The following is a 26,492-nucleotide window of genomic DNA, read 5'->3' as shown; positions in this document are numbered from 1 at the left end:
GGCGGACCCGCGGGTCCGCCATTTTTCTTTGCTGCTGCCAATCGCTGATTACTTCTTGCGCTGCGGCGGCAAGTCCGTGCAATGCCCTTCGGCGACTTCAGCGGCCATGCCCAGCGATTCACCCAGGGTCGGGTGCGGGTGGATGGTCTTGCCGATATCGACGGCATCCGCACCCATCTCGATGGCCAGCGCCACTTCGCCGATCATGTCGCCTGCGTGCGTACCGACGATGCCCCCACCGATGATGCGATGGGTCTCGGCATCAAAGAGCAGCTTGGTGAAGCCTTCCGAACGGCCATTGGCCACGGCGCGGCCGGAAGCCGCCCACGGGAAGTGGCCCTTCTCGATCTTGATGCCCTTGGCCTTGGCTTCGTCTTCAGTCACGCCGACCCATGCCACTTCCGGATCGGTATAAGCCACCGAGGGGATCACGCTGGCATCGAAGAAGCTCTTCTCGCCGGCAATCGCTTCAGCGGCCACGTGGCCTTCATGCACTGCCTTGTGCGCCAGCATGGGCTGGCCCACCAGGTCGCCGATGGCGAAGATGTGCGGCACGTTGGTGCGCATCTGCTTGTCCACGGCGATGAAGCCGCGATCGGAGACGATCACGCCCGCCTTGTCGGCCGACAGCTTCTTGCCGTTGGGGCTGCGGCCCACGGCCACCAGCACCAGGTCGTACAGTTGCGGCTCGGGTGCAGTCGCACCGGCTTCAGCGGCTTCGAACGTGACCTTGATGCCTTCCGGCAGGGCTTCCACGGCGACCGTCTTGGTCTTGACCATGACGTTGTCGAAGCGCTTCTCGTTGAACTTCTGCCAGACCTTGACCATGTCGCGGTCCGCGCCTTGCATCAGGCCATCCATCATCTCGACCACGTCGATGCGTGCGCCCAGGGTGGAATAGACGGTGGCCATTTCCAGGCCGATGATGCCGCCGCCGATGACCAGCATGCGCTTGGGCACCTGGCGCAGTTCCAGCGCGCCGGTCGAATCGACGATGCGCGGATCCTGTGGCACGAAGGGCAGGTTCACCACGGACGAACCAGCGGCGATGATCGCGTGCTTGAACTGCACGACCTTCTTGCTGCCATCCGCTGCAGTGACTTCGATGTGGTTGGGGCCGGCGAACTGGCCGTTACCATTGACCACCTGCACTTTGCGGGCCTTGGCCATGCCGGCCAGGCCACCGGTCATGGTGCCGATGACCTTGTCCTTGTAGGCGCGCAGTTTGTCGATGTCGATCTCGGGCTTGCCGAAGCTCACGCCGTGCGAGGCCATGGCGGCGGTCTCGTCGATCACGGCCGCCACGTGCAGCAGCGCCTTGGAAGGGATGCAGCCGACGTTGAGGCAGACGCCACCCAGGGTCGCATCGCGCTCGACGATGACGGTATTGAGGCCCAGGTCGGCCGCGCGGAAGGCAGCCGAGTAACCGCCAGGACCACCACCGAGCACCATCACGTCGCACTGCACGTCGGCGCTGCCGCCGAAGCTGGCAGCGGCCGGTGCAGCCGCCGGTGCGGCGGGCGCAGCAGCAGCAGGCGCGGCAGCCGGAGCGGGTGCAGCGGCCGGTGCCGGTGCGGCAGCCGCTTCACCAGCGGCTTCCACCATCAGCAGCAGGGAGCCTTCGGCGACCTTGTCACCGACCTTGACCTTCACTTCCTTGACCACGCCGGCCTGGCTGGACGGGATTTCCATGCTGGCCTTGTCGGATTCGACGGTGATCAGCGACTGATCCACCTTGATGGTGTCGCCGACCTTGACCATCACCTCGATGACTTCGACTTCCTTGAAATCCCCGATATCGGGGACCTTGACTTCAGAGAGACTCATTGTCCTGACTCCGTAATGTTCGGTGGTGGCTTAGAGGAGCGACTTGCGCAGATCGCCCAGCACGTCGGCCAGGTAGGCCGAGAAGCGCGCGCCCATGGCGCCGTCGATGACGCGGTGGTCATAGGACAGCGAGGTCGGCAGCATCAGGCGCGGCACGAACTGCTTGCCATCCCACACCGGCTTGGTGATCGACTTGGACAGGCCCAGGATGGCCACTTCCGGCGCATTGATGATGGGCGTGAAGGCAGTACCGCCAATGCCACCCAGCGAGGAGATGGTGAAGGTCGCGCCTTGCATGTCGGCGGGCTTCAACTTGCCGTCGCGGGCCTGCGCGGACAGTTCGCCCATTTCGGTAGCGATCTGGCCGATGCTCTTCTGGTCGGCGTTCTTGATGACCGGAACCACCAGGCCATTCGGGGTATCGGCGGCGAAGCCGATGTTGTAGTACTTCTTCAGGATCAGGTTCTCGCCCTTCTCGTCCAGGGAAGCATTGAAGGCCGGGAATTTCTTCAGGGCCGAAACGCTGGCCTTGATGACGAACGCCAGCATGGTCAGCTTGACCGGCGACTTGGCCTTGGCAAAGGCGTCGTTGGAGGTCTTGCGGAATTCTTCCAACTCGGTCACGTCGGCTTCGTCGAACTGCGTCACGTGGGGAATCATGACCCAGTTGCGATGCAGGTTGGGACCGCTGATCTTCTTGATGCGCGACAGCGGTTGCAGTTCGGTTTCACCGAACTTGCTGAAGTCCAGCGACGGCCACGGCAGCAGGTTCATGCCCGAGCCGCTGCCATTGGTCGCCGGTGCGGCAGCGGCCACCGAAGTGGAACCGGCCATGACGCCCTTGACGAAGTTCTGCACGTCCAATTGCAGGATGCGGCCCTTGGGACCGGTGGCCGGCACGCGCGAGAGGTCCACGCCCAGTTCGCGGGCGAACTTGCGCACGGAAGGCGAAGCGTGGGCCTTGCCGCCGGTGCTGGTAGCCGATGCGGTAGCGATGGCAGGTGCGGCAGCAGCGGCCGGCGCAGGGGCTGCAGCAGGAGCCGGTGCAGCGGCCGGAGCGGCTGCAGGTGCGGCGGCGGCAGGCGCCGGTGCAGCAGCCGGTGCGCCACCCGCAGCTTCGATGGTGGCGATGATGCTGCCCTTGGCGACCTTGTCACCCAGCTTGATCTTCAATTCCTTGATGACGCCGGCGTGGCTGGAGGGGATCTCCATGCTGGCCTTGTCGGATTCCACGGTCAGCAGGGATTGCTCGGCCTTGACGGTGTCGCCGACCTTGACCATGACTTCGATGACTTCCACTTCCTTGAAGTCGCCAATGTCAGGCACTTCGATCTCGATGGTGCCACCGCCGGCGGCGGCAGGGGCCGCAGCAGGTGCAGGTGCAGGAGCGGAAGCCTGCGCGGCTGCAGGCGCAGCGGCGGCCGCTTGCGGTGCGGCGGCAGGGGCAGCCGCAGCGCCCTCGCCTTCGACGATCACCAGCAGCGAACCTTCGGCAACCTTGTCACCGACCTTGACCTTGATTTCCTTGACCACGCCCGCCTGGCTGGACGGGATTTCCATGCTGGCCTTGTCGGATTCAACCGTGATCAGCGACTGGTCGACCTTGATCGTGTCGCCGACCTTGACCATCACCTCAATGACTTCGACTTCCTTGAAATCGCCGATGTCCGGGACTTTTACTTCGACTTGACTCATCTGATGCGCTCCGTTGTTCTGTTCCCAGGCGCTGGGCCGGGAGAAGTGTTCGCTTGGGGCAGGTGCTGCCTGAGCAGCGGACCTCCCCGTTGGGGTGGCAGTTCCATACACGACACATCCCCGCGATCAGCAGGCTGAGGCGGGGATGGTCGGTCAGGCAGTCCTTACAGGGTCACCGGGTTCGGCTTGTTCGGATCAATGCCGTATTTGGCGATGGCTTGCGCCACCACTTCCGGCTTGATCTTGCCTTCATCGGCCAGCGACTTCAGGGCGGCCACGGTCACGAAGTAACGGTTCACTTCGAAGAACTCACGCAGCTTGGCGCGGGTGTCCGAACGGCCGTAGCCGTCGGTGCCCAGCACCTTGTAGGAGCGGCCCTTGGGCACGAAGGCGCGGACCTGCTCGGCGTAGGTGCGCATGTAGTCGGTGGAGACCACGATCGGGCCTTCGCTGCCTTCCAGCGATTGCTCGAAGTAGCTCTTCTTCGGGGCCTCGGCCGGGTGCAGCATGTTCCAGCGCTCAACGTCCTGGCCATCGCGGGCCAGCAGGGTGAAGGACGGTGCGGACCAGACGTCGGCGTCGACCTTCCAGTCATCGCGCAGCAGGTCGGCTGCGGCGATGACTTCGCGCAGGATGGTGCCCGAACCCAGCAGTTGCACGCGCAGCTGGTTTTGCTTGCCGCCTTCGTTCAACAGGTACAGGCCCTTGATGATGCCCTCTTCCTGGCCCGGCTTGATGCCAGGGTGGCCGTAGTTCTCGTTCATCACGGTGATGTAGTAGAACACGTCTTCCTGGTTGGCCACCATGCGGCGCAGGCCGTCATGGATGATCACGGCGACTTCGTGGGCGAAGGTCGGGTCGTAGGGGATGCAGTTCGGGATCGCCGAGGCGAACACGTGGCTGTGGCCGTCTTCGTGCTGCAGGCCTTCACCGTTCAGGGTGGTACGGCCGGCGGTGCCGCCGATCAGGAAGCCGCGAGCGCGCATGTCACCGGCTGCCCACGCCAGGTCGCCGATACGCTGCAGACCGAACATGGAATAGTAGGTGTAGAACGGAATCATCACGCGGTTGTTGGTCGAGTACGAGGTCGCCGCAGCGATCCACGAGCTCATGCCACCGGCTTCGTTGATGCCTTCCTGCAGGATCTGGCCGGCCTTGTCTTCGCGGTAGTACATCACCTGGTCCTTGTCGACCGGTTCGTACAGCTGGCCGACCTGGCTGAAGATGCCGATCTGGCGGAACAGGCCTTCCATACCGAAGGTACGGGACTCGTCGACCATGATGGGCACCACGCGCTGGCCCAGGTTGGGGTCGCGCAGCAGTGCGGTCAGCACGCGCGAATAGGCTGCGGTGGTGGAGATCTCACGGCCTTCGGCGGTGGGTTCCAGCATGGCCTGGAAGGCCGACAGTTCCGGCACCGGCAGCTTTTCGTCGGCGTGGACGCGGCGCTGCGGCAGGTAACCGCCCAGGGCCTTGCGGCGCTCGTGCAGGTACTGCATTTCCGGCGTGTCGTCGGAGGGCTTGAAGAACGGGATGTTGGGCAGTTCAGCGTCCGAGATCGGCAGCTGGAAGCGGTCGCGCATGGCGCGGATGGCTTCGTCGTCCAGTTTCTTGGTGTTGTGCGCGGTGTTGCGCGCTTCGCCAGCCTTGCCGAAGCCATAGCCCTTGATGGACTTGGCCAGGATCACGGTCGGCTGGTCCTTCGATTCCTGCGCGACCTTGAAGGCCGCGTAGATCTTGTGCGGGTCGTGGCCGCCACGGGTCAGGCGCCAGATGTCGTCATCCGACATCTTGGAAACCATTTCCAGCAGCTTGGGATGCTTGCCGAAGAAGTGCTTGCGCACGAAGGCGCCGTCCTTGGCCTTGTAGTTCTGGTACTCGCCGTCGACGGTTTCCATCATGACCTTCTGCAGGATGCCGTCCTTGTCCTTGGCCAGCAGCTCGTCCCAGCCGCTGCCCCAGATGACCTTGACCACGTTCCAGCCGGCGCCGCGGAAGTCGGACTCCAGTTCCTGGATGATCTTGCCGTTGCCGCGCACCGGGCCGTCCAGGCGCTGCAGGTTGCAGTTGACCACGATGACCAGGTTGTTCAGCTTTTCACGGCCGGCCATGCCGATGGCGCCCATCGATTCCGGTTCGTCCATTTCGCCGTCGCCACAGAAGGCCCAGACCTTGCGGTTATCGGTCTTGGCGATGCCACGGGCGTGCAGGTACTTCAGGAAGCGTGCCTGGTAGATCGCCATCAAGGGGCCCAGGCCCATCGAGACGGTCGGGAACTGCCAGAATTCCGGCATCAGCTTGGGGTGCGGGTAGGACGACAGGCCGTGGCCGTCGGCTTCGCGGCGGAAGTGGATCAGCTGGTCTTCGCTCAGGCGGCCTTCCAGGAAGGCGCGCGCGTAGATGCCGGGCGAGGAGTGGCCCTGGATGTACAGCAGGTCGCCGCCGTGCTCTTCGGTCGGGGCGTGCCAGAAGTGGTTGAAGCCGATGCCCAGCATGTTGGCCAGCGATGCGAAGGAAGACAGGTGGCCACCCAGGTCGCCATCCACGCGGTTGGCCTTGACCACCATGGCCATGGCGTTCCAGCGCATCCAGGAGCGCAGGCGCTCTTCATATTCCAGGTTGCCCGGGCAGTGCTCGCCCTGGTCGGCCGGAATGGTGTTGACGTAGGCCGTGTTGCTGGAGAAGGGGATGTGGGCACCACGGCGGCGCGCCAGATCGACCATGCGTTCCATCAGGTAGTGGGCGCGGTCCGGGCCTTCCTTTTCGATCACGGCTTCGAGGGCGTCAAGCCACTCCTGGGTTTCCATCACATCGGGATCGTTGGCGGCCTGCGCCAGAACTTGATCGATTTGGGCTGACATGTCATGTCTCCTGGTTGTTGAGAGATCCGTCCGGTCGGGTGGACCAGGCGGGTCGGTCGGTTCATTCAGTACGCAATGCCGCCGGCAGGTGTTGCAGGAAAAGCGCCATGTGTTGCCTGTGCCGCAATCCTTCCCGGCCCGTGGGGCAAGGCGTTGGAGGCGAAACAGGCTTAAATGTACGGTCTTCCAGCCGTGTGGACGACGAATTTTATCAGGGAATTTTTGATTTTCAAATTACGATAATCAATTTCATAATGCGAAAATATGCTGCAAAGCGGCATGAACAGGGGCTTCCAGGGCCTCGTATTTTTACTATATCGCCCTGTGAGCGGGGTTTCCTTGACCTGTTTGCAATGCCGCAAAGGCCGTCGGGAGGGCCTTAAGCGGCATATTTCGCACCATAAAAGTGAACAAAAAGAATTGCCAAGGCAGCAATGACCGGCCTTTCCGGCCGACAAGCAAAAACGCCTCGTCAAGGGACGAGGCGTTGCCGTTTTGCATATCGTTCAGGGATTGCTCACTATAAATGAAGCGGAAGGTCCGCAATCAAATGGCGATATTGCCCAGGGTACTGGCCCGGTAGGCCGCCACGAAGGTATCGAAGTCACCGACCTGGGTGCGCTCGATGTCGCGCTGGGCATCCAGCGAGGCCTGGGCGATGGCCACGAAGTCAGCCGTCTTGGCGGGCGAGAGCGGACGGGCGATCAGTTCGGCGGCCTGGCGCTGGCTGGTGGCCAGGGTATAGGCCGGGAAGGAATTGCCGGCTTCGCGGATCTCGCGCAGCACGCGCGCCGAGGGGGTGCTGTCGGGATCGGCCAGCTTGGCGCGCTGCACGGCCAGGCTGTCGCGGTGCTGGGTGCCGCCGAGATGACGGTCCAGCAGGTCGGCGACCGGTTCCATGCGGTCCAGCAGTTGCTGGCCCCAGTCGGTGAGCAACAGGCTTTCGCCCTTGAACTGCAGCTTCAAGCCGGGACGGCGCCCTTCCTTGACGGTGGCCAGGAAGTTGGCGCGGTTTTCCACGCCCTCCTCGTCCGAGGTCAGGCAGCTCGATTCCAGCGCCAGGAAGTGCAGGAACACATCCAGGAAACGCGCCGCTTCCAGGCCAATGCCCAGCGGATTGAAGGGATCGATGTCCATGCAGCGCACTTCCACGTACTGCACGCCGCGCGCCGACAGCGCCTGCACCGGGCGCTCGCCGCTGTTGATGACGCGCTTGGGGCGGATCGCCGAGTAGAACTCGTTTTCGATCTGCAGGATGTTGGTGTTGATCTGCACCCATTGACCATCGCGCTTGGTGCCGATGGCTTCATACGGCGGATACGGCTCGCTGACCGCATGCGCCAGGCTGCGGATGTAGGCCGGCAGGTTGTTGTAATGCGGGGTGATGTTGGCCTGGGCGTGGTTCTGGTAGCCCAGGTCGCTCATGCGCAGGCTGGTGCCGTAGGGCAGGAAGAGCGTGTCGTCGGAGAGCGTCTCCAGCTGGTGCGGCCGCCCGCGCAGGAAATTGGTCGCCACCGCCGGCGAAGCACCGAACAGGTACATCAGCAGCCAGCTGTAGCGGCGGAAGTTGCGGATCAGGGCAATGTAGCGCTCGGACTGGTAATCGCGGCGCGACAGGGAAGGATCGACGGTGTCGTCGCCGTCCCGCAGGACTTCCCACAAGTCTTCACTTAAAGAGAAGTTGTAGTGAATACCGGCGATGCACTGCATGGTGCGGCCATAGCGCAGCGCCAGGCCGCGGCGGTAGACGTGCTTCAACATGCCGATGTGCGAGCTGCCGTACCAGGCCAGGGGAATCTCGTCTTCCGGCGGCAGCACGCAGGGCATGGAGGCATTCCAGAGGGATTCGCCATCCAGCTTGGCATAGGCAAAGCGGTGGATCTCGTCCAGGCGCTGCAGGGCATCGGCGATGTCAGGCATGGCCGGAGTGATGAACTCCAGCAGCGACTCCGAATAATCGGTGGTGATCAGGTCATTGGTCAGGGCCGAACCCAGCGCTGGCGGATGGGGCGTGCGGGCCAGATGACCCTGGCGGTCCACCCGCAGCGTCTCCCGTTCCACGCCGCGCAGGCCCTGGCCCAGCAGCGCAAGATGATGCGGCTGGGAAAGCTGTTGCAGGCGGCGGGTGAGGAGATCGGTCATGCGGTAGTCCTTGGTTCTTGTTGCTATGTACTAGCAGCTGGGGCTTCAGGATGCGGGAGCATAACCGAAAATGCAAATCCCCGTCGTGCGCCACCCCAAATGCCAAGATGAAGGAAATTGCAGCAAAAAACATTTGCAATCCAGCAACATGTCGACTCGCGCCGGCATTTCGTCTGGCCCGCCGCCTGGCTTTATAATCACGGGTTCCGGTGCTTTGCGCCTTGAGTGGCCCCGGCCTGCCCGGGCGCTGTCTTCCCAGCCCTGCCCTTCACTTTCTAAAGCCTTATCTGCCATGTCTGCCCAACTGATCGACGGAAACCTGCTCTCCCAACAACTGCGCGCCGAAGTAGCCCAGCGCGCCGCCGCCCTCACCGCCCAAGGCAAGCAACCCGGCCTGGCCGTGATCCTGGTGGGCGACAGCCCGGCGTCCCAGGTCTATGTGCGCAACAAGGTCAAGGCCTGCCAGGACAACGGCCTGCACTCCGTGCTGGAAAAATATGAAGCCTCGATGACGGAAGCCGAGCTCCTGGCCCGCATCGACGCCCTCAACGCCGATCCCAAGATCAACGGCATCCTGGTGCAGCTGCCGCTGCCGGCCCATATCGATGCCCACAAGGTGATCGAAGCCATCGCCCCGGAAAAGGACGTGGACGGTTTCCACGTCAGCAACGCCGGCCTGCTGATGACCGGCCAGCCGCTGTTCCGCCCCTGCACCCCCTATGGCGTCATGAAGATGCTGGAATCGATCGACTACCCGGTGCGTGGCGCCAATGCGGTGGTGGTCGGTGCCTCGAACATCGTCGGCAAGCCGCAGGCGATGTTGCTCTTGCAAGCCGGTGCCACCGTCACTATCTGTAACTCCAAGACCCGTGACCTCGGCCACCACACCCGCCAGGCCGACATCCTGGTGGTCGCCACCGGCAAGCGCAACATCGTCACCGCCGACATGGTCAAGCCTGGCGCAGTCGTCATCGACGTCGGCATGAACCGCGATGACAACGGCAAGCTGTGCGGCGACGTCGATTTCGCCAATACGAAGGAAGTCGCCGGCTGGATCACCCCGGTGCCGGGTGGCGTGGGTCCGATGACCATCACCATGTTGCTGGTCAACACCATCGAAGCCGCCGAACGCAGCTGATCGGCACGCCCTTAGCGCAATACCCTCCGGCAGCCTGGCTGCCGGATGTTTTCAGAGAAACGAGAGCCCATGACCACCACTGACATCGCCGCCAATCCCCTGCTCGATTTCTCGGGCTATGCCCAGTTCGATGCCATCCAGCCGGAGCACGTCACCCCGGCCCTGGACAAGCTGCTGGCCGACGCCAGCCGCCTGGTCACCGAACTGGAAGCACCGATGGCCGAAGTCACCTGGGACAATTTCGTCGAGCCGCTGGAGTCCGCCACCGAAAAGCTGGGCCGCGCCTGGAGCGTGGTCGGCCACTTGAATTCGGTCATGGACACCCCGGCCCTGCGCGCCACCTACAACGAGAACCAGCCGCGCCTGGTGGAATTCTGGACCGCGCTGGGCCAGAACCTGGCGCTGTTCGAGAAGTACAAGACCCTGCAGGCCAGCCCGGCCTTCGCCTCGCTGTCGGCCGCGCGCCGCAAGGTGGTGGACAATGCCGTGCGCGACTTCCGCCTGTCGGGTGCCGAACTGGCCGACGACAAGAAGGAACGCTTCGCAGAGATCCAGGAAAAGCAGGCCATGCTGACCACCCGTTTCTCCGAAAACGTGCTGGACGCCACCAATGACTTCGCCCTCTTCGTCGAGGACGAGGCCGAATTGTCCGGGCTTCCGGCCGATGTGAAGCAAGCTGCACGGGCCGCCGCCGAGAAGGATGGCAAGCCCGGCTACAAGTTCACGCTGCACTTCCCCTCGTATTTCCCGGTGCTACAATATGCAGATAATCGCGCGCTGCGCGAGAAGATCTACCGTGCCAACGCCACCAAGGCGTCCGAGCTGGGCGTCAAGCCGGAATGGGACAACAGCGGCAACATCGACCAGATCCTGCAACTGCGCAAGGAAGAAGCGCAATTGCTGGGCTACGCCAACTTTGCTGAAGTGTCGCTGGTGGCCAAGATGGCCAAGTCGCCCGGCGAAGTGATTGCCTTCCTGGAAGACCTGGGCCAGCGCGCCCGCCCCTTCGGCCAGAAGGACTATGAAGAACTGAAGACCTTCGCCCGTGAAAAGCTGGGCCTGGACGAACTGAAGGCCTGGGACAGCACCTATGCCTCCGAAAAACTGCGCGAGCAGCGCTACGCCTTCTCGGAACAGGAAGTGAAGCAATATTTCCCCGAGCCCAAGGTGGTCGGCGGCCTGTTCCAGGTGGCGCAGCAGCTCTTCGGCGTGCAGATCAAGCCTGATACTGCGCCGGTGTGGCACAAGGATGTGAAGTTTTACCGCATCGAGCGTGATGGCCAGCTGGTGGGCCAGTTCTACCTGGACCTCTATGCCCGCTCCGGCAAGCGTGGCGGTGCCTGGATGGATGACGCCCGTGCCCGCCGCCTGACCGCGCAGGGCGTGCAGACCCCGATCGCCTACCTGGTCTGCAATTTCACCGAACCTGCGGTGGTCGATGGCGTGGCCAAGCCGGCCCTGTTCACGCACGATGAAGTGATCACCCTCTTCCACGAATTCGGCCATGGCCTGCATCACATGCTGACGCAGGTCGATGAAGTGGGCGTGTCCGGCATTTCCGGCGTGGAGTGGGATGCGGTGGAACTGCCCTCGCAGTTCATGGAGAACTTCTGCTGGGAATGGGATGTGCTGCAGCAGCTGACTGCGCATGCCGAGACCGGCGAGCCGCTGCCGCGCGCGCTGTATGACAAGATGATCGCCGCCAAGAACTTCCAGTCCGGCCTGCAGATGCTGCGCCAGGTGGAGTTTTCGCTGTTCGACATGCTGATCCACCATGAATATGAAGCCGGTGGCCAGCAAACCGTGCAGCAACTGCTCGACAGTGTGCGCGACCGTGTTGCCGTGATCCGCCCGCCGGAATTCAACCGCTTCCAGCATTCCTTCTCGCACATCTTCGCGGGCGGGTATGCGGCGGGTTACTACAGCTACAAGTGGGCTGAAGTGCTGTCGGCGGATGCATACAGTGCGTTTGAGGAAGCGGCCGCCAGCAGCGGCAATGTGATCTCGCTGGAAACCGGCCGCCGCTTCCAGCAGGAAATCCTGGCTGTGGGTGGTTCGCGTCCGGCCATCGAGTCTTTCAAGGCGTTCCGTGGGCGGGAGCCGAGCATTGATGCCTTGCTGCGGCATAGCGGGATGGCAGCTTAATCCCGCTTGCGCCCCGCAAGACGGCCTTTGATGACGGCCCGCCACCACGGCGGGCCGTTTTTGTTTGCCCCGTCCAGATGGCACGCTGCACCGCGACCCACTATACTGGCGGGATGACCCGAATCGACTTTCACAGCAACGTCCCGCAAAAGATCGCCTACGTGTGCCGTCTGGTGCGCAAGGCGCGCGCTTCCGGTGCCACCCTGGTACTACGCACCCCCGACCGTGCCGAATTGCAGCAGCTGGACCAGGCGCTCTGGAGCTTTTCCGAGCAGGATTTCCTGCCGCACGTGATGGCCGGCGACCCGCTGGCCGCGCAGACGCCCATCATCCTGACCGCCGACGACAGCGCCGACCTGCCGCACCACCAGATCCTCATCAACCTGGGCAGCGACACCCCCGCGCATTTCGCGCGCTTCGAACGCCTGCTGGAAATCATTTCCGCCGACGATGCCGACAAGGCCGCCGGCCGCGACCGCTACCGTTTCTACAAGGAACGCGGCTATCCCCTCTCGCACCACGTGGCCGCCTGAGCCCGCCCCGCCCGCTCACGCCATGAACCACGACGACAATAGCATCCCCCTGCTCACCGAGGTCATCCCGCTGACCCAGCCCGCGCCCCCGGCCCCGGATTACGCCGCCCCCCTGCAGCCGGGTGCCTTCCACACCCAGCCCGCCAATACCCATTACCAGGCGCCTGCAGCCGCCGCACCGGTGATGACGCCGATGTCCCCGGTCACCCCGGCCGCCGAACAATACCGCCAGTGGGAACAGGAAATCCGCGAAAACGTCCTGCAAAGCCTGCTCGAACGCGTCGATACCGTGCTGCACCAACACCTGCAGGACCAGATGGCGCTGGCGCTGGACCATCTTTCCGATATCGTGATGCAGCGCGTCAGGGAAGGCCTGCGCGATGCCCTCACCGAAACGGTCGAGCGCGCCGTGGCGGAAGAGATGGCGCGCTTTACATCTTCCAAAATGTAAATCCGGCGGGAGTTTTCTTTTTCTTTTGAATAAAAATGTGGCTTCAGCCTTTTTATTCATAAAAAATCCGGCCAGTATTGACCACATTGGAAATCACGCTTTTCTTACAATGCTTGCATTGTTCGCATTTGAATTCGCAAATGCGAACGTCCGAACAACCACAGCAAGTTCATGCAAAACCGGGAGAGTGAGATGAAAGTGATCGTATTGGGCGCAGGCATTATCGGAACCGCTTCGGCCTGGTTCCTGAAGAAGCAGGGCTACGACGTCACCGTCATCGACCGCCAGCCCGGCGCAGCGCAGGAAACCAGCTTCGCCAACGGCTGCCAGATCTCGGTCTCGCACGCTGAACCCTGGGCCAATCCGGCCGCCCCGATGAAGGTCCTCAAATGGCTGGGCAAGGAAGACGCCCCGCTGCTCTACCGCTTCCGTCCCGAATGGCTGCAATGGAAGTGGGCCGTGGCTTTCCTGCGTGAGTGCACCGCCGCCCGCACCGACGAGAACATCCGCAACATCGTCGCCCTGTGCGAATACAGCCGCCAGACCCTGCAAGCCGTGCGCGCCGACACCGGCATCCAGTACGACCACCTGACCCGCGGCATCCTGCACTTCTACACCGAAGAAAAAGAATTCCAGGACTCGCTGCCTGCCGCCAAGCTCATGCGCGACCTGGGCTGCCCGCGCGAATCCATTGGCGCCGATGAAGTGGTGCGCATCGAACCGGCCCTGGCCTCGATCCGCAACAAGATCGTCGGCGGCGACTTCACCGCCACCGATGAATCGGGCGACGTCTTCAAGCTCACCACGGGCCTGGCCAAGAAGAGCGAAGAAGCCGGCGTCGAATTCCGCTATTCCACCAGCATCACCCGCCTGATCACCGAAGGCGCAGGCGCTGCCGCCCGCGTGACCGGCGTGGAAGTCATCAACCCGGACGGCCGCCATGAAGTCCTGAAGGCCGATACCTTCGTGGTCGCCATGGGCAGCTTCTCGCAGCAACTGGTCAAGCCGCTGGGCATCGACCTGCTGCTCTACCCAGGCAAGGGTTATTCGGCCACCTACCAGATCACCAATCCGGACGCCGCCCCCACCGTCTCGCTCACCGACGACGGCTACAAACTGGTGGTCTCGCGCCTGGGCGACCGCCTGCGCGTGGCCGGCACCTGCGAACTGAACGGCTACACCCGTGAACTCAACACCACCCGCTGCGAAGCCATCACCCGCCGCACCCGTGAACTGTTCCCGGATGGCTGCGACTACGAGAACCCGACCTACTGGACCGGCCTGCGCCCGCTGACCCCGTCCAACGTCCCCTACGTGGGCAAGACCAAGTTCGCCAACCTGTATCTGAACACCGGTCATGGCACCCTGGGCTGGACCATGGGCTGCGGCTCCGGCCGGGCGATTGCCGAGATCGTCTCGGGCCACGTGCCGGAAATCGATTTCGCCTTCACCGGACTGCCCCGCTGGAACCGCGCCCGCCAGGTCGTGACCCAGGCTGCTTGAGCGTTTTCGTTCACGCCCCCGAAAGGACCGGATTGCCCGGTCCTTTTTTTTGCCCGCTTGATCTGGGTCAGCGCATGCGTTTGTTGCAGGAATCTTCACATGCGGCAATCAGCGCCCTTACAAACACCGGCTTGCCCTTGGTGTAGAATCCTCGCTTGCCTTGCGTTGCCGGCATCTTGCCGGACCTGCGCAGCCACCGGGATTTCAGCCCATCATCGCTTATCTTGCAGCATCATGACTCCTTTGAGCGCATATTGCTGCCTGCCGGCCCGCCATTGACGGACCGCTGTCGTTGATCTTCCCGGCCCTGACCCCATATGGACGGATATCCGTCACAGCCTTTTCTTTCATTTGAAAAGGCCTGCACCATCAAAGGACCCTGCAATGAAGTGGGCAATTGTCTTCATCTATCTGTTTTCCATCCTGTTCATCCATTTCCGTGGACGCGTGCGCCTGCCCTTCCTGCGGCAGTTCTTCGATCACTCCTCGATCATGTCGCCCATCAACCTGTTCATGTACGCGTTTTCGCGCGTACCGGCCGTGCCCTACCCGGCCGTGAAGCAGTTCGATGACCTGGCCCTCATCGACCAGAACTGGGAAGTGATCCGCGACGAAGCCGTGGCCCTGCGCGAGATGGCCAAGATCAAGGCGGCGGAAAAGAATGACGATGCCGGTTTCAATTCCTTCTTCAAGGCCGGCTGGAAGCGTTTCTACTTGAAGTGGTACAACGCCAGCCATCCCTCGGCCGAGAAGTTCTGCCCCAAGACCGTGGAAATCCTCAAGCGCATCCCCTCCGTGAAGGCGGCCATGTTCGCCGAGCTGGCCCCGGGCGGCACCCTCAATCCGCACCGCGACCCCTTCGCCGGTTCGCTGCGCTACCACCTGGGCCTGGTGACGCCCAACGATGACCGCTGCTTCATCGAAGTCGACGGCCAGCGCTACAGCTGGCGCGACGGCCAGAGCGTGGTGTTTGACGAGACCTTCATCCACTGGGCGCAGAACGGATCCGAGACGAACCGTATCATCCTCTTCTGCGACGTCGAACGTCCCCTGCGCTATCGTTGGGCAGAAGCCATCAATGGCTTCCTCGGCCGCACCATGATGACCGCCGCCGCCTCCCCCAATGAGACCGGCGACCAGACCGGGCGCGTTAACAAGATGTTCCGCTTCGTCTGGCTGGCCGGCCAGTATCGCCGCCGCTTCAAGAACTGGAACAAGACCGTCTACAAGATCACCAAGTTTGGCCTGATCATCGCTGTGGCCCTGCTGATCATCTACGCTTGAGCCCTGCCATGCAGTACTGACTATCGGAAATCACGAACACAGTACTAAATGATATAAACAAATGATCGCCGGTCCTGCACCGGCGATTTTTGTAAGTTTTTTGCATAACCGGCTCGTCCATTTCCGGCCCATGAGAACACAGGCAAGCCCTTGGCAGAAAATGCCCTGCTGACCTCTACGCCACGGCCCGCCTGCTTTGTGGGGCTACTTATGGACGCGCAAGGGAGCGGCTGACAGAAAAACTCACCAAGCCGCACGTAAGTAAAAGTCACGTCAGATTTAAAGTTTCCAAGCGGCAATGAAAGCGCAAATTTTCTGTAGTGAAATGCAGAAACTGCTTCTTTCCCATGCTTGCCCCCTGTAAAATCGTCTGGCTTCCGTGCTAGCTTGATGGTGTGAATCTTGCATCGGGATTGTCTTCGTTCCGCTGCGACACGCTTGGCCAAATCTGCGTGCCGGCCAACTGGCCCGGTACTTGCTGAAGGCATGTGAGCCAGCCCGGTGCGGAGGATGCCGGGCAAGCACAGCCGAGTACCGACCATACATAGAACAATGGGCTCATGCAGGACATCGACGACGAGATGAAACAACCGCTGCTCAAGCATCTGGTAGAAATCACGGCCCACCGGGAGCATTCCCGCCTGGCCATCTCCGTCATCTCCGCGCTGTACCAGCTTACCGAAGTGCAGGCCATCCGCATGCTGGATATCTTCACCCTGCGTGATGAATACTTCGTGCAGGAAAAGATGGTCATCCGCGACGGCGCCGTGCACACCATCGCCGAACTGACCAGCGATGACCCCAAGGAACCGCTGTCGGCCTATCCTGCCATGCTGGCCTGTATCCGCAATCACCTCAACGAATTCCGCGAAACCACTTCCGCCGGCGAACACGTGCTGTGGCTGCCGGTCTGGCTGCACGGCAAGATGAATTCCTGCCTGGAGATCCGCAGCCAGAAGCCCTTTGCGCCGACCATGCTGGATGTGATCCAGGGCATCTTCCACGTCTACTGCAATTACCAGAGCCTCTTGGACTACAGCGAGCGCGATGCGCTCACGGGCCTGTTCAACCGCAAGACTTTCGACGAGCAGTTCACCCGCTACGCTTTCGCCATCGCCCCGCATGAAGCGCATTCGCTGGACCACGACGAGCGCCGTCACGACAGCAATGATGAACCCAAGGGCCATTGGCTGGGGGTGGTGGACATCGATCACTTCAAGCAGGTCAATGACCGCTACGGCCACCTGTACGGCGATGAAGTGCTGATCCTGGTGGCCAACATCCTGCGCGCCTCGTTCCGCGCGCATGACCGCATCTTCCGTTTTGGCGGCGAGGAATTCGTGATCCTGCTGCGCTCGACCACGCTTACCGATGCGCGCAAGATCTTCGACCGTTTCCGCCAGAACGTGCAGGAATACGATTTCCCGCAGGTCGGCAAGGTGACGGTGAGCCTGGGCTTCGTCAACATCGCGCGCGAAACGCCGGTGGTGATCCTGGGGCACGCGGACCAGGCGCTGTATCACGCCAAGAAGAGCGGCCGCAACCGCATCTGCTACTACCAGGAACTGGTCAATTCGGGCGTGCTGCGCTCGGGCATCACCACCAACGATACGGTGGAATTCTTTTAGCTGACCCACCGGCGATCATCTGCCAAGGGCCGCGCGAGCGGTCTTTTTTTTCACCTGCGTTTTTGCGCACTCCCCTGCAGGCCGCACGGGGAGCGGCCGCGCTCATGCATGCCATGCATTCATTCATGTTTTAAAAGCATGAGACAGCAGCGCACCGCTTTCGTATGATCGCCAACGTTCGACGCACCGTGCGCGAATCCATCCGCGCGATCCGCTTGCAGAGATCAACAAAAAAAGCCGGATCGCCCAGCGGCCTCACCGTGGCAACCAGGAGACTTATAACAATGCAGCAGGCACACTTCAAGAAAATCGGTTCGGTCATGATCCTCTCGCTGGCCTGCGCCTTCTCGGCGCACGCCCAGGACAAGAAGCCCAACGTGGTCGTCATCGGCACCGGCGGCACCATCGCTGGCGCCGGCGCCTCCAGCGTCAACACGGCCGCCTATCAATCGGCCGTGGTACCGGTGGACAAGATCATCGCCGCCGTCCCCGAAATTTCCAAGATCGCCAACGTGCGCGGCGAACAGATCTTCCAGATCGGCAGCGAGAGTTTCAATGACGAGCGCCTGCTCAAGCTGGGCAAGCGCGTCTCGGAACTGTTGAAGCAAGGCGACGTGGACGGCATCGTCATCACCCACGGCACCGACACCATCGAAGAGACCGCCTACTTCCTGAACCTGGTGTTGAAGAGCGAAAAGCCGGTGGTGGTGGTCGGCTCCATGCGTCCTGGTACCGCGCTGGGTGCCGACGGTGCACTGAACCTGTATGACGCGGTGCTGGTGGCCGGCAGCAAGGAAGCGGCCGGCAAGGGCACGCTGGTGGTGATGAACGACGAAATCCATTCCGGCCGCGACGTCACCAAGAGCAATACCTTCAAGGTCGAGACCTTCCGCTCGCCCTATGGCCCGCTGGGCTATGTGGTGGAAAACAAGCTGAGCTTCTACCGCCTGCCGGCGCGTGCGCATACCACCCAGACCGAATTCGACATCGACAAGATCAGCGCCCTGCCGCGCGTGGACATCGTCTACAACTACGGCAACGTCAGCCGTACTGCGTATGACGCTTTCGTGGCAGCGGGTGCCAAGGCCATCATCCATGACGGCACCGGCAACGGCAGCGTGGCCGAGCAGATCGTGCCGGTGCTGCAGGAAGTGCGCAGCAAGGGCGTGCAGGTGATCCGCGCTTCACGCACCGGCAGCGGCGTGGTGATCCGCAATGGCGAGCAGCCGGACGACAAGTACGACTGGGTGGTGACCGATGACCAGAATGCCCAGAAGGCGCGCATCCTGGCCGAACTGGCCCTGACCCGCACCAATGATCCCAAGGAACTGCAGAAGATCATGTGGAAGTATTGATCGGTGCGATTTCCGCTAACCGATTGCCGATAATTGATAAACGATATAAATCGTTTATCAGGAAATGAACAGCAGCACGCAAGGTGTTTTTGTGTTGTAACCCTGAGGTTTCCTCAGTTCCCTCTTGGCCCCGCTTTGGCGGGGCCTTTTTTCTTGTGGTGGGTTGCGTCAGAAATCGAGCTGTTCGATGCTCAGGCCAAGCGCCGCGGCAATTCTTTCGAGGGACATTGGACGCAAGCGCTTGCTGCTTTCCTGCTGCGCATAGGCAGACTGCGAGATACCGATGCGGGCAGCGACTTCTTGCTGGGTCAGATTCAGATGTTCGCGCCAGCTGCGTATGGCGGTCCATTGGTGCTGGATCATCAAACCGACGACCTCATTGGGTACGTACGTGAGGCAGCGTAATGGCTGATGCATGGCAGTCTCCTGAAGAATGCCGGAGCTTGCCAAGCTCATGACCACAGCGCAAGTCGACTGGTTCTATTTTCATCAATTTCCGAGATAGTTCGACGAACACGCGCACACAACGAATCAGGACAACACCGGCTCCCCAATTTCCGGAATCAACCGGATCGGAATCGACTTCGCCGCAGGCACCTTGCTGCCGCGTGCGTGGTGGAACAGCGGGATGAGCCGGTTGAGTTCAGGGAAATAGCCCATCACGCAACCGACGGGAATATCGAAGGGTTCCACGCGAAGATGCTCCACCCGGCGCTCTACACCATCGTCGGACACCGTCTCGGCCGTCACGAAATCGCCCGCGCCCAATCCTTGCTGCTGCAGGTCCCGCAGGTTCATCAGCAGCACGCGGCGCGTCCCCCACACGCCACGGAAGCGGTCATCCAGCGAATAGACGGTCGTGTTGAATTGGCTGTCACCGCGCGTGGTCATCAAGCGCAAAACACCCGGTGCATCGCCGGGCATGTCCGGGTCGGGATCGAACCCGTCCGGGGTCTTGAAGTTGGCCCGGCCGTTGGGAGTCTTCCACTGTCGCTCGCGCGCGGCCAGCGGACGCGCAAAACCGCCCGGGGTCCACATGCGCGCATTGAAGTCGCGGAAGATGTCCGGATAGGTCGCCTCGATGGCATCGCGGATGCGCGCATAGTCACCGACCCAGGCATCCCAGTCCACATGCGGATTGAAAGGCAGCAGGCGCTTGGCCAGTTCGGCCACGATCGCCGGTTCCGAGAGCAAGTGCGGCGAGGCCGGTTTGACGCGGCCGCGCGAGCCATGCATGCAGCCGGTGCTGTCCTCCACCGAGACAGCCTGCTCACCACCGCGCTGACGGTCGATCTCGATGCGGCCCAGGCAGGGCAGCACATAGGCCGTCTTGCCGTGAATCACGCAGGAACGATTGAAGTGCGTCACGACCTGCACCGTCAGCGGCAACTTGCGCCAGGCCGGCTCGAGGACGCCATGATCCGGAATGGCCCGCACGAAATTGCCGCCCAGCATGAAGAAGGCCGAGAGCTCGCCATCGCGAATCTTCTCGCAGGCTTCCACCGTACTGAGACCTTTCTCCATGGGCGGCTCAAAGTGATAGAGCGCACGCAGCTTGTCGTTGGGCACCATCTCGGGTTTTTCGGTGATGCCCACGGTACGCTGGCCCTGCACGTTGGAATGGCCCCGGATGGGGCAGATACCGGCGCCGGGCTTGCCGATATTGCCGCGCATGAGCAGCAGGTTGGTCAGCATGTGGATGGCACGCACCGCTTCACGGTGCTGGGTGATGCCCATGCCATACATGAGCATGGCGCGGCCGGCGGCGGCATAGGTGTCGGCCGCCAGTTCCAGCTCTGCACGCGAGACACCGGCGTGGCGCTCGATCTCGGCCCAGTCGGCTGCGCGCGCAGCGGCTGCGAACTCGTCGAAACCGCTGGTATGTTTATCGATGAAAACTTGGTCCAGCAGGCGCGGCAAGCCTTCGGCACGGGCGCGGTCGTCGCGTTCCAGGATGCGCTTGGCCATGCCGATGGCGGCTGCCGTGTCGCCGCCGATCTTGATCTGCACGTATTGCGAACTGATGTCGGTATGCGCCGGGGTGATCATTTCCTTGGGCGACTGCGGGTTGACGAAGCGCTCCAGGCCGCGTTCGCGCAAGGGATTGAAGGTGATCACCGGCACCCCGCGCTTGCGGGCATCTTCCAGCTGGTGCAGCATGCGCGGCGCATTGGTACCGGTGTTGTGGCCGAAGAAGAGTATGCACTCGGTCTGCGCAAAGTCTTCCAGCATGACCGTACCCACCGGCACGCCAATGGTCTCAGGCAGCGCCACCGAGGTGGATTCGTGGCACATGTTGGAACTGTCGGGCAGGTTGTTGGTGCCATACATGCGCGCCATGAGCTGGTACATGTACGAGGTCTCCAGCGAGGCCCGGCCGGAGGCATAGAAGACGACCTTCCTGGGATCCATCGCACGCAGTCGGGCCGCGATGTCATCGAAGGCCTCGCTCCAGGAAACCGGCAGGTAGCGGTCGCTGGCGGCATCGTATTTCATCGGTTCGGTGATGCGGCCGGTGGATTCCAGTTCGAGGTCGTTCCAGCTTTCCATCTCGGTGACGGTGTGCTGCGAGAAGAATTCCGGCGTGGCGCGCTTGCCGGTGATTTCCCAGGCGGTGGCCTTGGCGCCGTTCTCGCAGAATTCGAACAGATGCGGATCAGCCGGCTTGGCCCAGGAACAGCTGACGCAGGCAAAACCGTCAGGCTTGTTCTGCTTCATGAGGATGCGCGTACCGGTGGCGATGACGTGCTCCTGCTGCAGGATGGCGCCCAGTGCCTTGACCGAGCCCCAGCCACCGGCTGCATTGTTGTATTCGTCGAAATGGCCTTCTTCGGGGATGTCCTTGGTTTTCATGTCGCTTCTCCGAGCGTGATGCATTCGTGGGGGGCGCCCTGCATGGTCACGTGGTCGCCCTTTGGCGCGGCGCAAGAAACACTTTGCGTCCAGCTTGCAATGATGGAAGAGCCGCGCGCATTTGGCTGTAGGCGCCACTCGGATTTACTGCGCGCCGCACTCCTACAGCATCGCCAAAGCAGCAACAGCGCGGCCGTGAGAGAAGACCAGGCTTAATGAAATCCTACGGCAAACACAGCAGCGCGCCGACAGCTTGCGGGCGAACCGGCGCGCATACTGCCCATCATTGCGCTGCCTGCGCGCCCCTGTTCCCGGCTACCCCATCATGATGAGCAGCACCGCCCGCCGCTACGCCCCGCCCTGCCCTTCGCTGCCTGCAGCGCTGGAAGAATTCATTGCGCCTGCGCTGCAGGAAGCCACGCATGCCGAACTGTCCACTGTCGCCGCGCGCCTGTTGCGCCAGCTGGTGGTAGCAGGTCTGGACCGCCTGCCCCTGCCGGGCCATGGCGAGACACTGTCGCGCTGGCAGGCGCTGGCGACGGTGGCCGCGCAGGACCTGTCGCTGGCCAAACTGTTCGAGGCGCATACCGATGCGCTCGCCATCCTGGCCGAAGCCCACGTGCCGGTCCCACCACATTCCATCTGGGGCGTGTGGTGCGCACAGGGTCGGCCGGGCAGCCTGCGCATGCGCGCGCAAGGCGATCGCCTCCTTCTGGATGGCGAAAAATCCTGGTGCTCGGGCGCGGCCGCCGTCACCCACGCCCTGCTCGGCCATCGCGACGAGCAAGACCGCTATTGGCTGCTGGCCATCGAACTGGGCCAGCCGGGCGTGACCCTCATCGAGGACGACTGGGCCGCCATCGGCATGGCCGCCACCCGCACCGCCCGCCTGCAATTGCAGGGCGTGAGCGCACAAGTGATCGGGGCTCCCGGCTTTTATCTGGAACGTCCTGGTTTTTGGCAGGGAGGCATCGGCATTGCCGCATGCTGGTACGGCGCTGCTACCGCATTGGTATCCGTCCTGCGCCAAGGCCTGGCGCAGCGTGCAGACAGCCACGCGCTGGCCCGGCTGGGCCACGCCCTGTGCCAGCAGCATTCAGCGGCCGCCTGCCTGCGCGAAAGCGCCGCACGCATCGACGCCCACCCTCGCACCAAACTCATGCAGGAAGCGCTGCGTACCCGTCTCATCATGGAGCGCGCCTGCCTGCAGATCATCGAGGACCTGGGCGCGGCCCTCGGTCCCCATCCCTATTGCGGCAGCCGGCGCAGTGCGCGCCTGCTGGCCGACCTGCCGGTGTGGCTGCGCCAGAGCCACGCCGAACGCGACCTGGCGGCGCTGGCCCAGGCCAGCCTTGAAGAGGAGCCTTCCCCATGCTTGTTGTGAACCCCACGCCGCCGGCCAATGCGGCGGTCCATGCCCGCCATATCGATATCACGCACGGCACGGCCGAAGAAGCCTGGCAATCCTGCCAGCGCCTGCACGCCCTGCCCGAACTGGAGCTATGCCACCTGGTACCGGCACGCTCGCGTGCCGTGATCCTGGCACCGCATCCGGATGACGAGACCCTGGGCTGTGGCGGACTCATCGCCCAGCTCGCCGGGATGATGCGGGAAATCGCTATAGTCGCCGTCAGCGATGGCGAGCGCAGTCACCCGGAGTCCTCTGCGCTGGCCTCGCGCCTGCCGCTGTTGCGCCCTGCCGAGAGCAAGGCAGCCCTCGAATGCCTGGGCGCAGGCCAGGCGCAGATCCTGCGGGCGCGCATTCCCGACGGCCAGGTCCGCCAGCACCGGCTGGAACTGAAGGCCTGGCTGATTGCGCAATTGCGCCATACCGACATCGTCTTCGCCCCCTGGCGCCTGGACGGCCATCCCGACCATGAAACCGTGGGCGAGGTGGCCGCAGAACTGGAGCATGAACTGGGCTGCAAGCTGGTGGAAGTTCCGATCTGGGGCTGGCACTGGGCGCAGCCGCTGGGCGGGGAATTCCCCTGGGGCCGGGCGCGCAAGCTGGCCTTCGATGCCGAGACCGGCATGATGAAACGACGCGCCCTGCGCTGCTACCACAGCCAGATCGGCCGCGACGGCGAGCGTGATCCGGTGCTGCCGGCCGGTGTGCTGGCGCATTTCGTGCGGCCGTATGAGGTGTTCTTCCTATGAGGGCAGCACAGCTGAGAAACACCCGCCATTTCGACCAGCTCTACGCCGGCAGTGACGATCCCTGGCAGACCCGGGATAGCTGGTACGAACAGCGCAAGCGCGCCCTGGTCGAAGCGATCCTGCCGCGCCAGCAGTGCAGCGCGATCTTCGAGCCCGGATGTGGCAGCGGTGAGCTGACCCTGCAACTGGCCGAGCGCTGCCAGTGGCTGATGGCTTCCGATTTCTGCGAGGAGGCCGTGCGCATCACGCGCGAGAAGACGGCCCACCTGCCGCACGTGCAAGTGCGCAGGCAGTCGCTGCCCGAACAATGGCCGGCCGGCGTGCACGACATGCCGCAGGTCGACCTGATCCTCTTCTCGGAGCTCTGCTACTACTTCGATGCGCCCAACATGGCCGAGATGGTGGCGCTGGCCGCCGCCACGCTGGCGCCGGCCGGGCATCTGCTGGCCTGCCACTGGAAGAAGGATTTTGATGACCGCTTGCTGGCCACGCGGCCCATGCACCAGCTCATCGATGCCCACGCGCGCCTGAAGCGCCAGGCCTGTTATGAAGACGAGGACATCCTCATCGATCTCTGGCGCAGGATCTGATCCGCGCAGCCCACCATCACCTCCGAGGAGAGAGCATGATCGGCATCGTCATCCCGGCCCACGACGAAGAAGCCACCCTGCACGCTTGCCTGCGCGCGGCCCGCAAGGCGGCTTCGCATCCGCAGCTGCAGGGTGAAGCGGTACGCATCGCGGTGGTGCTCGACAGTTGCAGCGATGCCTCCGAGGCGATTGCCCGGCGCCATCCGGTGATGGTGCTGCCGCTGCAGGTGCGCAATGTCGGGCAGGCGCGCCATCACGGCGCCCAGGCGCTCATTGCCGAGGGTGCGCGCTGGCTGGCCTTTACCGATGCCGATACGCTGGTGGCGCCCGACTGGCTGGCGTCGCAATTGCAGCTGCAGGCCGACGCCGTCTGCGGCACCGTCACGCCGGACAGCTGGCGCGATCATCCGCCGGAAGTACAGCAGCGCTTTGCGCGCGACTATCACGATCAGGATGGGCACCGCCATATCCACGGCGCCAATTTCGGCGTCTGCGCGCAAGCCTATGCACGCGCGGGCGGATTTCCGCCGCTGGCCTGTCACGAGGACGTAGGACTGGTGCAGGCCTTGCAGGCCATCGACGCGCACATCGCCTGGAGTGCGCGCGTACGTGTGGTCACCAGTACGCGTAGCGCCAGCAAGGCGCGCGGCGGATTTGGCGATACCCTGCGCCAGTGGGCCGTCGAAGAATGCACGGCCATGCTGCCGGTTCAGCGGGTGCTGTCTCCCGCACGCACCACCTGCTGAGCCTGCTGGAGGCTCACGTGATGGTCTTCTACCGTATTGACCAGCCGCTGGCGTTTTGCGCGTGAACCGAAATTGTTGGCGTAGATCCAGGTGAACTCGGCGCCCAAGAGGAAGATCTGGGCCGAGTAGTAGATCCACAGCAGCAGCAGCGCAAACGAACCGGCCGCGCCGAAGCCGGACGTCATGCCGGTGCTGCCGAGATAGAGGCCGATCAGGTATTTGCCGATGATGAAGAGCACCGTGGTCGCCACCGCACCGATCCACACGTCATGCCAGGACAGCGTCACGCGCGGCATGAATTTGTAGATCATCGAGAAGAGCGTGGAGAACACCACGAAGGACAGCACGAAGTTGAGCATCTGCAGCAGCAGTTGCCAGCCCTCGAACCATCCGCCCCACCAGCGTCCCAGCGCGGCCAGTGCCGCACTGACCACCAGCGAGATGATCAGCAGAAATCCCAGTCCGATGATGAGCCCGAAGGACAGCAGCCGCGTGCGCGCCAGTTGCCATACGCCACTCTTGCGCTTGACGGCAGGAATGCGCCAGATGCGGTCCAGCGCGCTCTGCAGTTCGGAAAACACGGCCGTGGCACCGATGACCAGCGTCACCACGGAAATGCCTGCGGCGATCATGCCTTCGCGCGGCTGGCTCACCGATTTCAGCAATCCCTGGATGGCAAATGCGCCTTCGGTACCGACGATGTCGCGGATCTGGTTGACGATCTCGCCCTGGGCCGCGTCGTGTCCAAAGAGCATGCCGGCCACCGCAATGGCGATCACCAGCATGGGCGCAATCGAGAAGATGGTGTAGTAGGCGATGGCCGCGCCCATGCTCGGCGCGAAGTCATCGAGCCAGGCATTGATGGCGGCCACCGTCATCTGCCAGGCCTGCTGGGCGCGGGTGCCGCCCTTGAGCATCTTGACCTCGGCGGCCGGATCCAGGTAATCCGAAGGCGCCGGTTCCAGCTTGGCCTTGACGATGTCGATGCGCGCGGGCGCGTCCGCCGCTGGCGGGGTGTCATTGCGGGCTTTCTCGGCGGCGAGCTTGGCGCGGGCCGAACCCCTGCGCCAGGCGGCGATCAGCGGCATGGCCAGCGTGACCACGCGCAAGGCGCGTTCCAGCCCGGGCGGCACCGATTCGTGGGCGCCGTGGCGGTCATGCGCGTTCACCGCGGGCTGCACCGGAGGTGCTGCCACGCGTTTCTGGCGGCGCTTTCTTCCCAGCCACAAACCCACCCCTGCACTGAGCAGGGCACCGGCAACCAGGCCGCCCGTGGAGGGCACGGCACGATCCGCGGGATCACGGGTTCCCGAAACAGTCTGGCGAGACGATGGGGATGGGTCGTAAGAGCTGCTCATGGGGTCCTCGGCTTGGCATCTTGTTGTGGCAGTGTGACCGGCGCGTATGAACGATTGTTCCTGTGGCCCGCAAGCGCTGCGGGCCTTGTAGGAAGCCACTGTCAGCGTCCCGGCCGGCCGGCGGGAAAGCTCCGCACATGGTATAAAGTGAAGCTTCGCGCAGAAAGCCATCGCTTTGCAACAAGGCCTGGATTTCGCACTGCGCATGAACCAGGCCGGCGCGAAC

At 63.0% G+C, this 26,492-nt stretch carries 19 protein-coding genes; 12 read left to right on the top strand and 7 right to left on the bottom strand.

Going from position 1 to position 26,492, the window contains the following annotated elements:
• Positions 1 to 48 precede the first annotated feature (48 nt).
• From lpdA to gshA, 4 genes are all read right to left on the bottom strand, one after another.
• The gene (lpdA, locus tag ACLRDN_RS07155) at positions 49 to 1,827 is read right to left on the bottom strand and encodes a dihydrolipoyl dehydrogenase (protein ID WP_413459570.1); all 1,779 of its coding nucleotides are present in this window, start codon (positions 1,825 to 1,827) and stop codon (positions 49 to 51) included.
• A gap of 30 nt (positions 1,828 to 1,857) precedes the next feature.
• Positions 1,858 to 3,633, bottom strand: a complete 1,776-nt coding sequence (aceF, locus tag ACLRDN_RS07150) for a dihydrolipoyllysine-residue acetyltransferase (RefSeq protein ID WP_413459569.1) — start codon at positions 3,631 to 3,633, stop codon at positions 1,858 to 1,860.
• Between the two features lie 53 nt (positions 3,634 to 3,686).
• Positions 3,687 to 6,383, bottom strand: a complete 2,697-nt coding sequence (gene aceE, locus ACLRDN_RS07145) for a pyruvate dehydrogenase (acetyl-transferring), homodimeric type (protein ID WP_413459568.1) — start codon at positions 6,381 to 6,383, stop codon at positions 3,687 to 3,689.
• Positions 6,384 to 6,929: 546 nt separating this feature from the next.
• A complete protein-coding gene (gene gshA, locus ACLRDN_RS07140) occupies positions 6,930 to 8,525 on the bottom strand; it encodes a glutamate--cysteine ligase (RefSeq protein WP_413459567.1) in 1,596 nt (531 codons plus the stop codon).
• A gap of 292 nt (positions 8,526 to 8,817) precedes the next feature.
• Here gshA and folD point away from each other — a divergent pair, with 292 nt between their 5' ends.
• The 8 genes from folD (at position 8,818) to ACLRDN_RS07100 (ending at position 18,562) form a co-directional block, all read left to right on the top strand.
• Positions 8,818 to 9,663, top strand: a complete 846-nt coding sequence (folD, locus tag ACLRDN_RS07135) for a bifunctional methylenetetrahydrofolate dehydrogenase/methenyltetrahydrofolate cyclohydrolase FolD (RefSeq protein ID WP_034336775.1) — start codon at positions 8,818 to 8,820, stop codon at positions 9,661 to 9,663.
• A 69-nt stretch (positions 9,664 to 9,732) separates the two neighbouring features.
• Entirely contained in the window at positions 9,733 to 11,808 is a 2,076-nt protein-coding gene (locus tag ACLRDN_RS07130) for a M3 family metallopeptidase (protein WP_413459566.1), read from the top strand.
• Between the two features lie 113 nt (positions 11,809 to 11,921).
• Positions 11,922 to 12,341 carry a DNA polymerase III subunit chi gene (locus ACLRDN_RS07125; RefSeq protein ID WP_034337396.1) on the top strand — a complete coding sequence of 140 codons (420 nt, stop codon included), beginning with the start codon at positions 11,922 to 11,924 and terminating at the stop codon, positions 12,339 to 12,341.
• A 22-nt stretch (positions 12,342 to 12,363) separates the two neighbouring features.
• Complete coding sequence (locus ACLRDN_RS07120) at positions 12,364 to 12,792, top strand: hypothetical protein (RefSeq protein ID WP_413459565.1); 429 nt, start codon at positions 12,364 to 12,366, stop codon at positions 12,790 to 12,792.
• Positions 12,793 to 12,984: 192 nt separating this feature from the next.
• Complete coding sequence (locus ACLRDN_RS07115) at positions 12,985 to 14,295, top strand: D-amino acid dehydrogenase (protein WP_034337402.1); 1,311 nt, start codon at positions 12,985 to 12,987, stop codon at positions 14,293 to 14,295.
• Positions 14,296 to 14,679: 384 nt separating this feature from the next.
• Positions 14,680 to 15,579 (top strand): lipid A hydroxylase LpxO, encoded by a 900-nt coding sequence (gene lpxO, locus ACLRDN_RS07110; RefSeq protein ID WP_413459564.1) that lies wholly within the window; start codon positions 14,680 to 14,682, stop codon positions 15,577 to 15,579.
• Positions 15,580 to 16,139: 560 nt separating this feature from the next.
• On the top strand, positions 16,140 to 17,207 hold the full coding sequence (locus ACLRDN_RS07105) for a GGDEF domain-containing protein (RefSeq protein ID WP_413459563.1): 1,068 nt from the start codon (positions 16,140 to 16,142) through the stop codon (positions 17,205 to 17,207).
• Positions 17,208 to 17,491: 284 nt separating this feature from the next.
• Positions 17,492 to 18,562, top strand: coding sequence for an asparaginase (locus tag ACLRDN_RS07100; RefSeq protein WP_413459562.1), 1,071 nt, complete (start codon positions 17,492 to 17,494; stop codon positions 18,560 to 18,562).
• A 168-nt stretch (positions 18,563 to 18,730) separates the two neighbouring features.
• On the opposite strand, the gene ACLRDN_RS07095 is transcribed toward ACLRDN_RS07100, so the two are convergent.
• Both ACLRDN_RS07095 and ACLRDN_RS07090 read right to left on the bottom strand, forming a co-directional pair.
• Positions 18,731 to 18,979, bottom strand: a complete 249-nt coding sequence (locus ACLRDN_RS07095; protein ID WP_413459561.1) for a helix-turn-helix domain-containing protein — start codon at positions 18,977 to 18,979, stop codon at positions 18,731 to 18,733.
• Between the two features lie 114 nt (positions 18,980 to 19,093).
• Entirely contained in the window at positions 19,094 to 21,415 is a 2,322-nt protein-coding gene (locus ACLRDN_RS07090) for an FdhF/YdeP family oxidoreductase (RefSeq protein WP_413459560.1), read from the bottom strand.
• A 325-nt stretch (positions 21,416 to 21,740) separates the two neighbouring features.
• On the opposite strand from ACLRDN_RS07090, the gene ACLRDN_RS07085 reads away from it, so the two are divergent.
• The 4 genes from ACLRDN_RS07085 to ACLRDN_RS07070 are packed head-to-tail and all read left to right on the top strand — an operon-like array spanning position 21,741 to position 24,908.
• Complete coding sequence (locus tag ACLRDN_RS07085) at positions 21,741 to 22,799, top strand: acyl-CoA dehydrogenase (protein WP_413459559.1); 1,059 nt, start codon at positions 21,741 to 21,743, stop codon at positions 22,797 to 22,799.
• Positions 22,787 to 23,572 (top strand): PIG-L deacetylase family protein, encoded by a 786-nt coding sequence (locus ACLRDN_RS07080; RefSeq protein WP_413459558.1) that lies wholly within the window; start codon positions 22,787 to 22,789, stop codon positions 23,570 to 23,572. The genes ACLRDN_RS07085 and ACLRDN_RS07080 overlap by 13 nt, the downstream gene beginning before the upstream one ends.
• Positions 23,569 to 24,162, top strand: coding sequence for an SAM-dependent methyltransferase (locus tag ACLRDN_RS07075; protein ID WP_413459557.1), 594 nt, complete (start codon positions 23,569 to 23,571; stop codon positions 24,160 to 24,162). Before ACLRDN_RS07080 ends, ACLRDN_RS07075 begins: the two co-directional genes overlap by 4 nt.
• A gap of 35 nt (positions 24,163 to 24,197) precedes the next feature.
• Positions 24,198 to 24,908 (top strand): glycosyltransferase, encoded by a 711-nt coding sequence (locus ACLRDN_RS07070; protein WP_413459556.1) that lies wholly within the window; start codon positions 24,198 to 24,200, stop codon positions 24,906 to 24,908.
• Here the strand turns inward: ACLRDN_RS07070 and ACLRDN_RS07065 are convergent.
• Positions 24,872 to 26,191, bottom strand: a complete 1,320-nt coding sequence (locus ACLRDN_RS07065) for a YihY/virulence factor BrkB family protein (RefSeq protein WP_413459555.1) — start codon at positions 26,189 to 26,191, stop codon at positions 24,872 to 24,874. The two genes, ACLRDN_RS07070 and ACLRDN_RS07065, sit on opposite strands and share 37 nt — an antisense overlap.
• Positions 26,192 to 26,492: the final 301 nt, after the last annotated feature.

This window comes from Herbaspirillum huttiense (assembly GCF_047300815.1).
Lineage (GTDB): Bacteria > Pseudomonadota > Gammaproteobacteria > Burkholderiales > Burkholderiaceae_D > Herbaspirillum > Herbaspirillum huttiense_A.
Note: the sequence above shows the minus strand (reverse complement) of the source record. Positions and strands in the feature narration are given on the sequence as shown.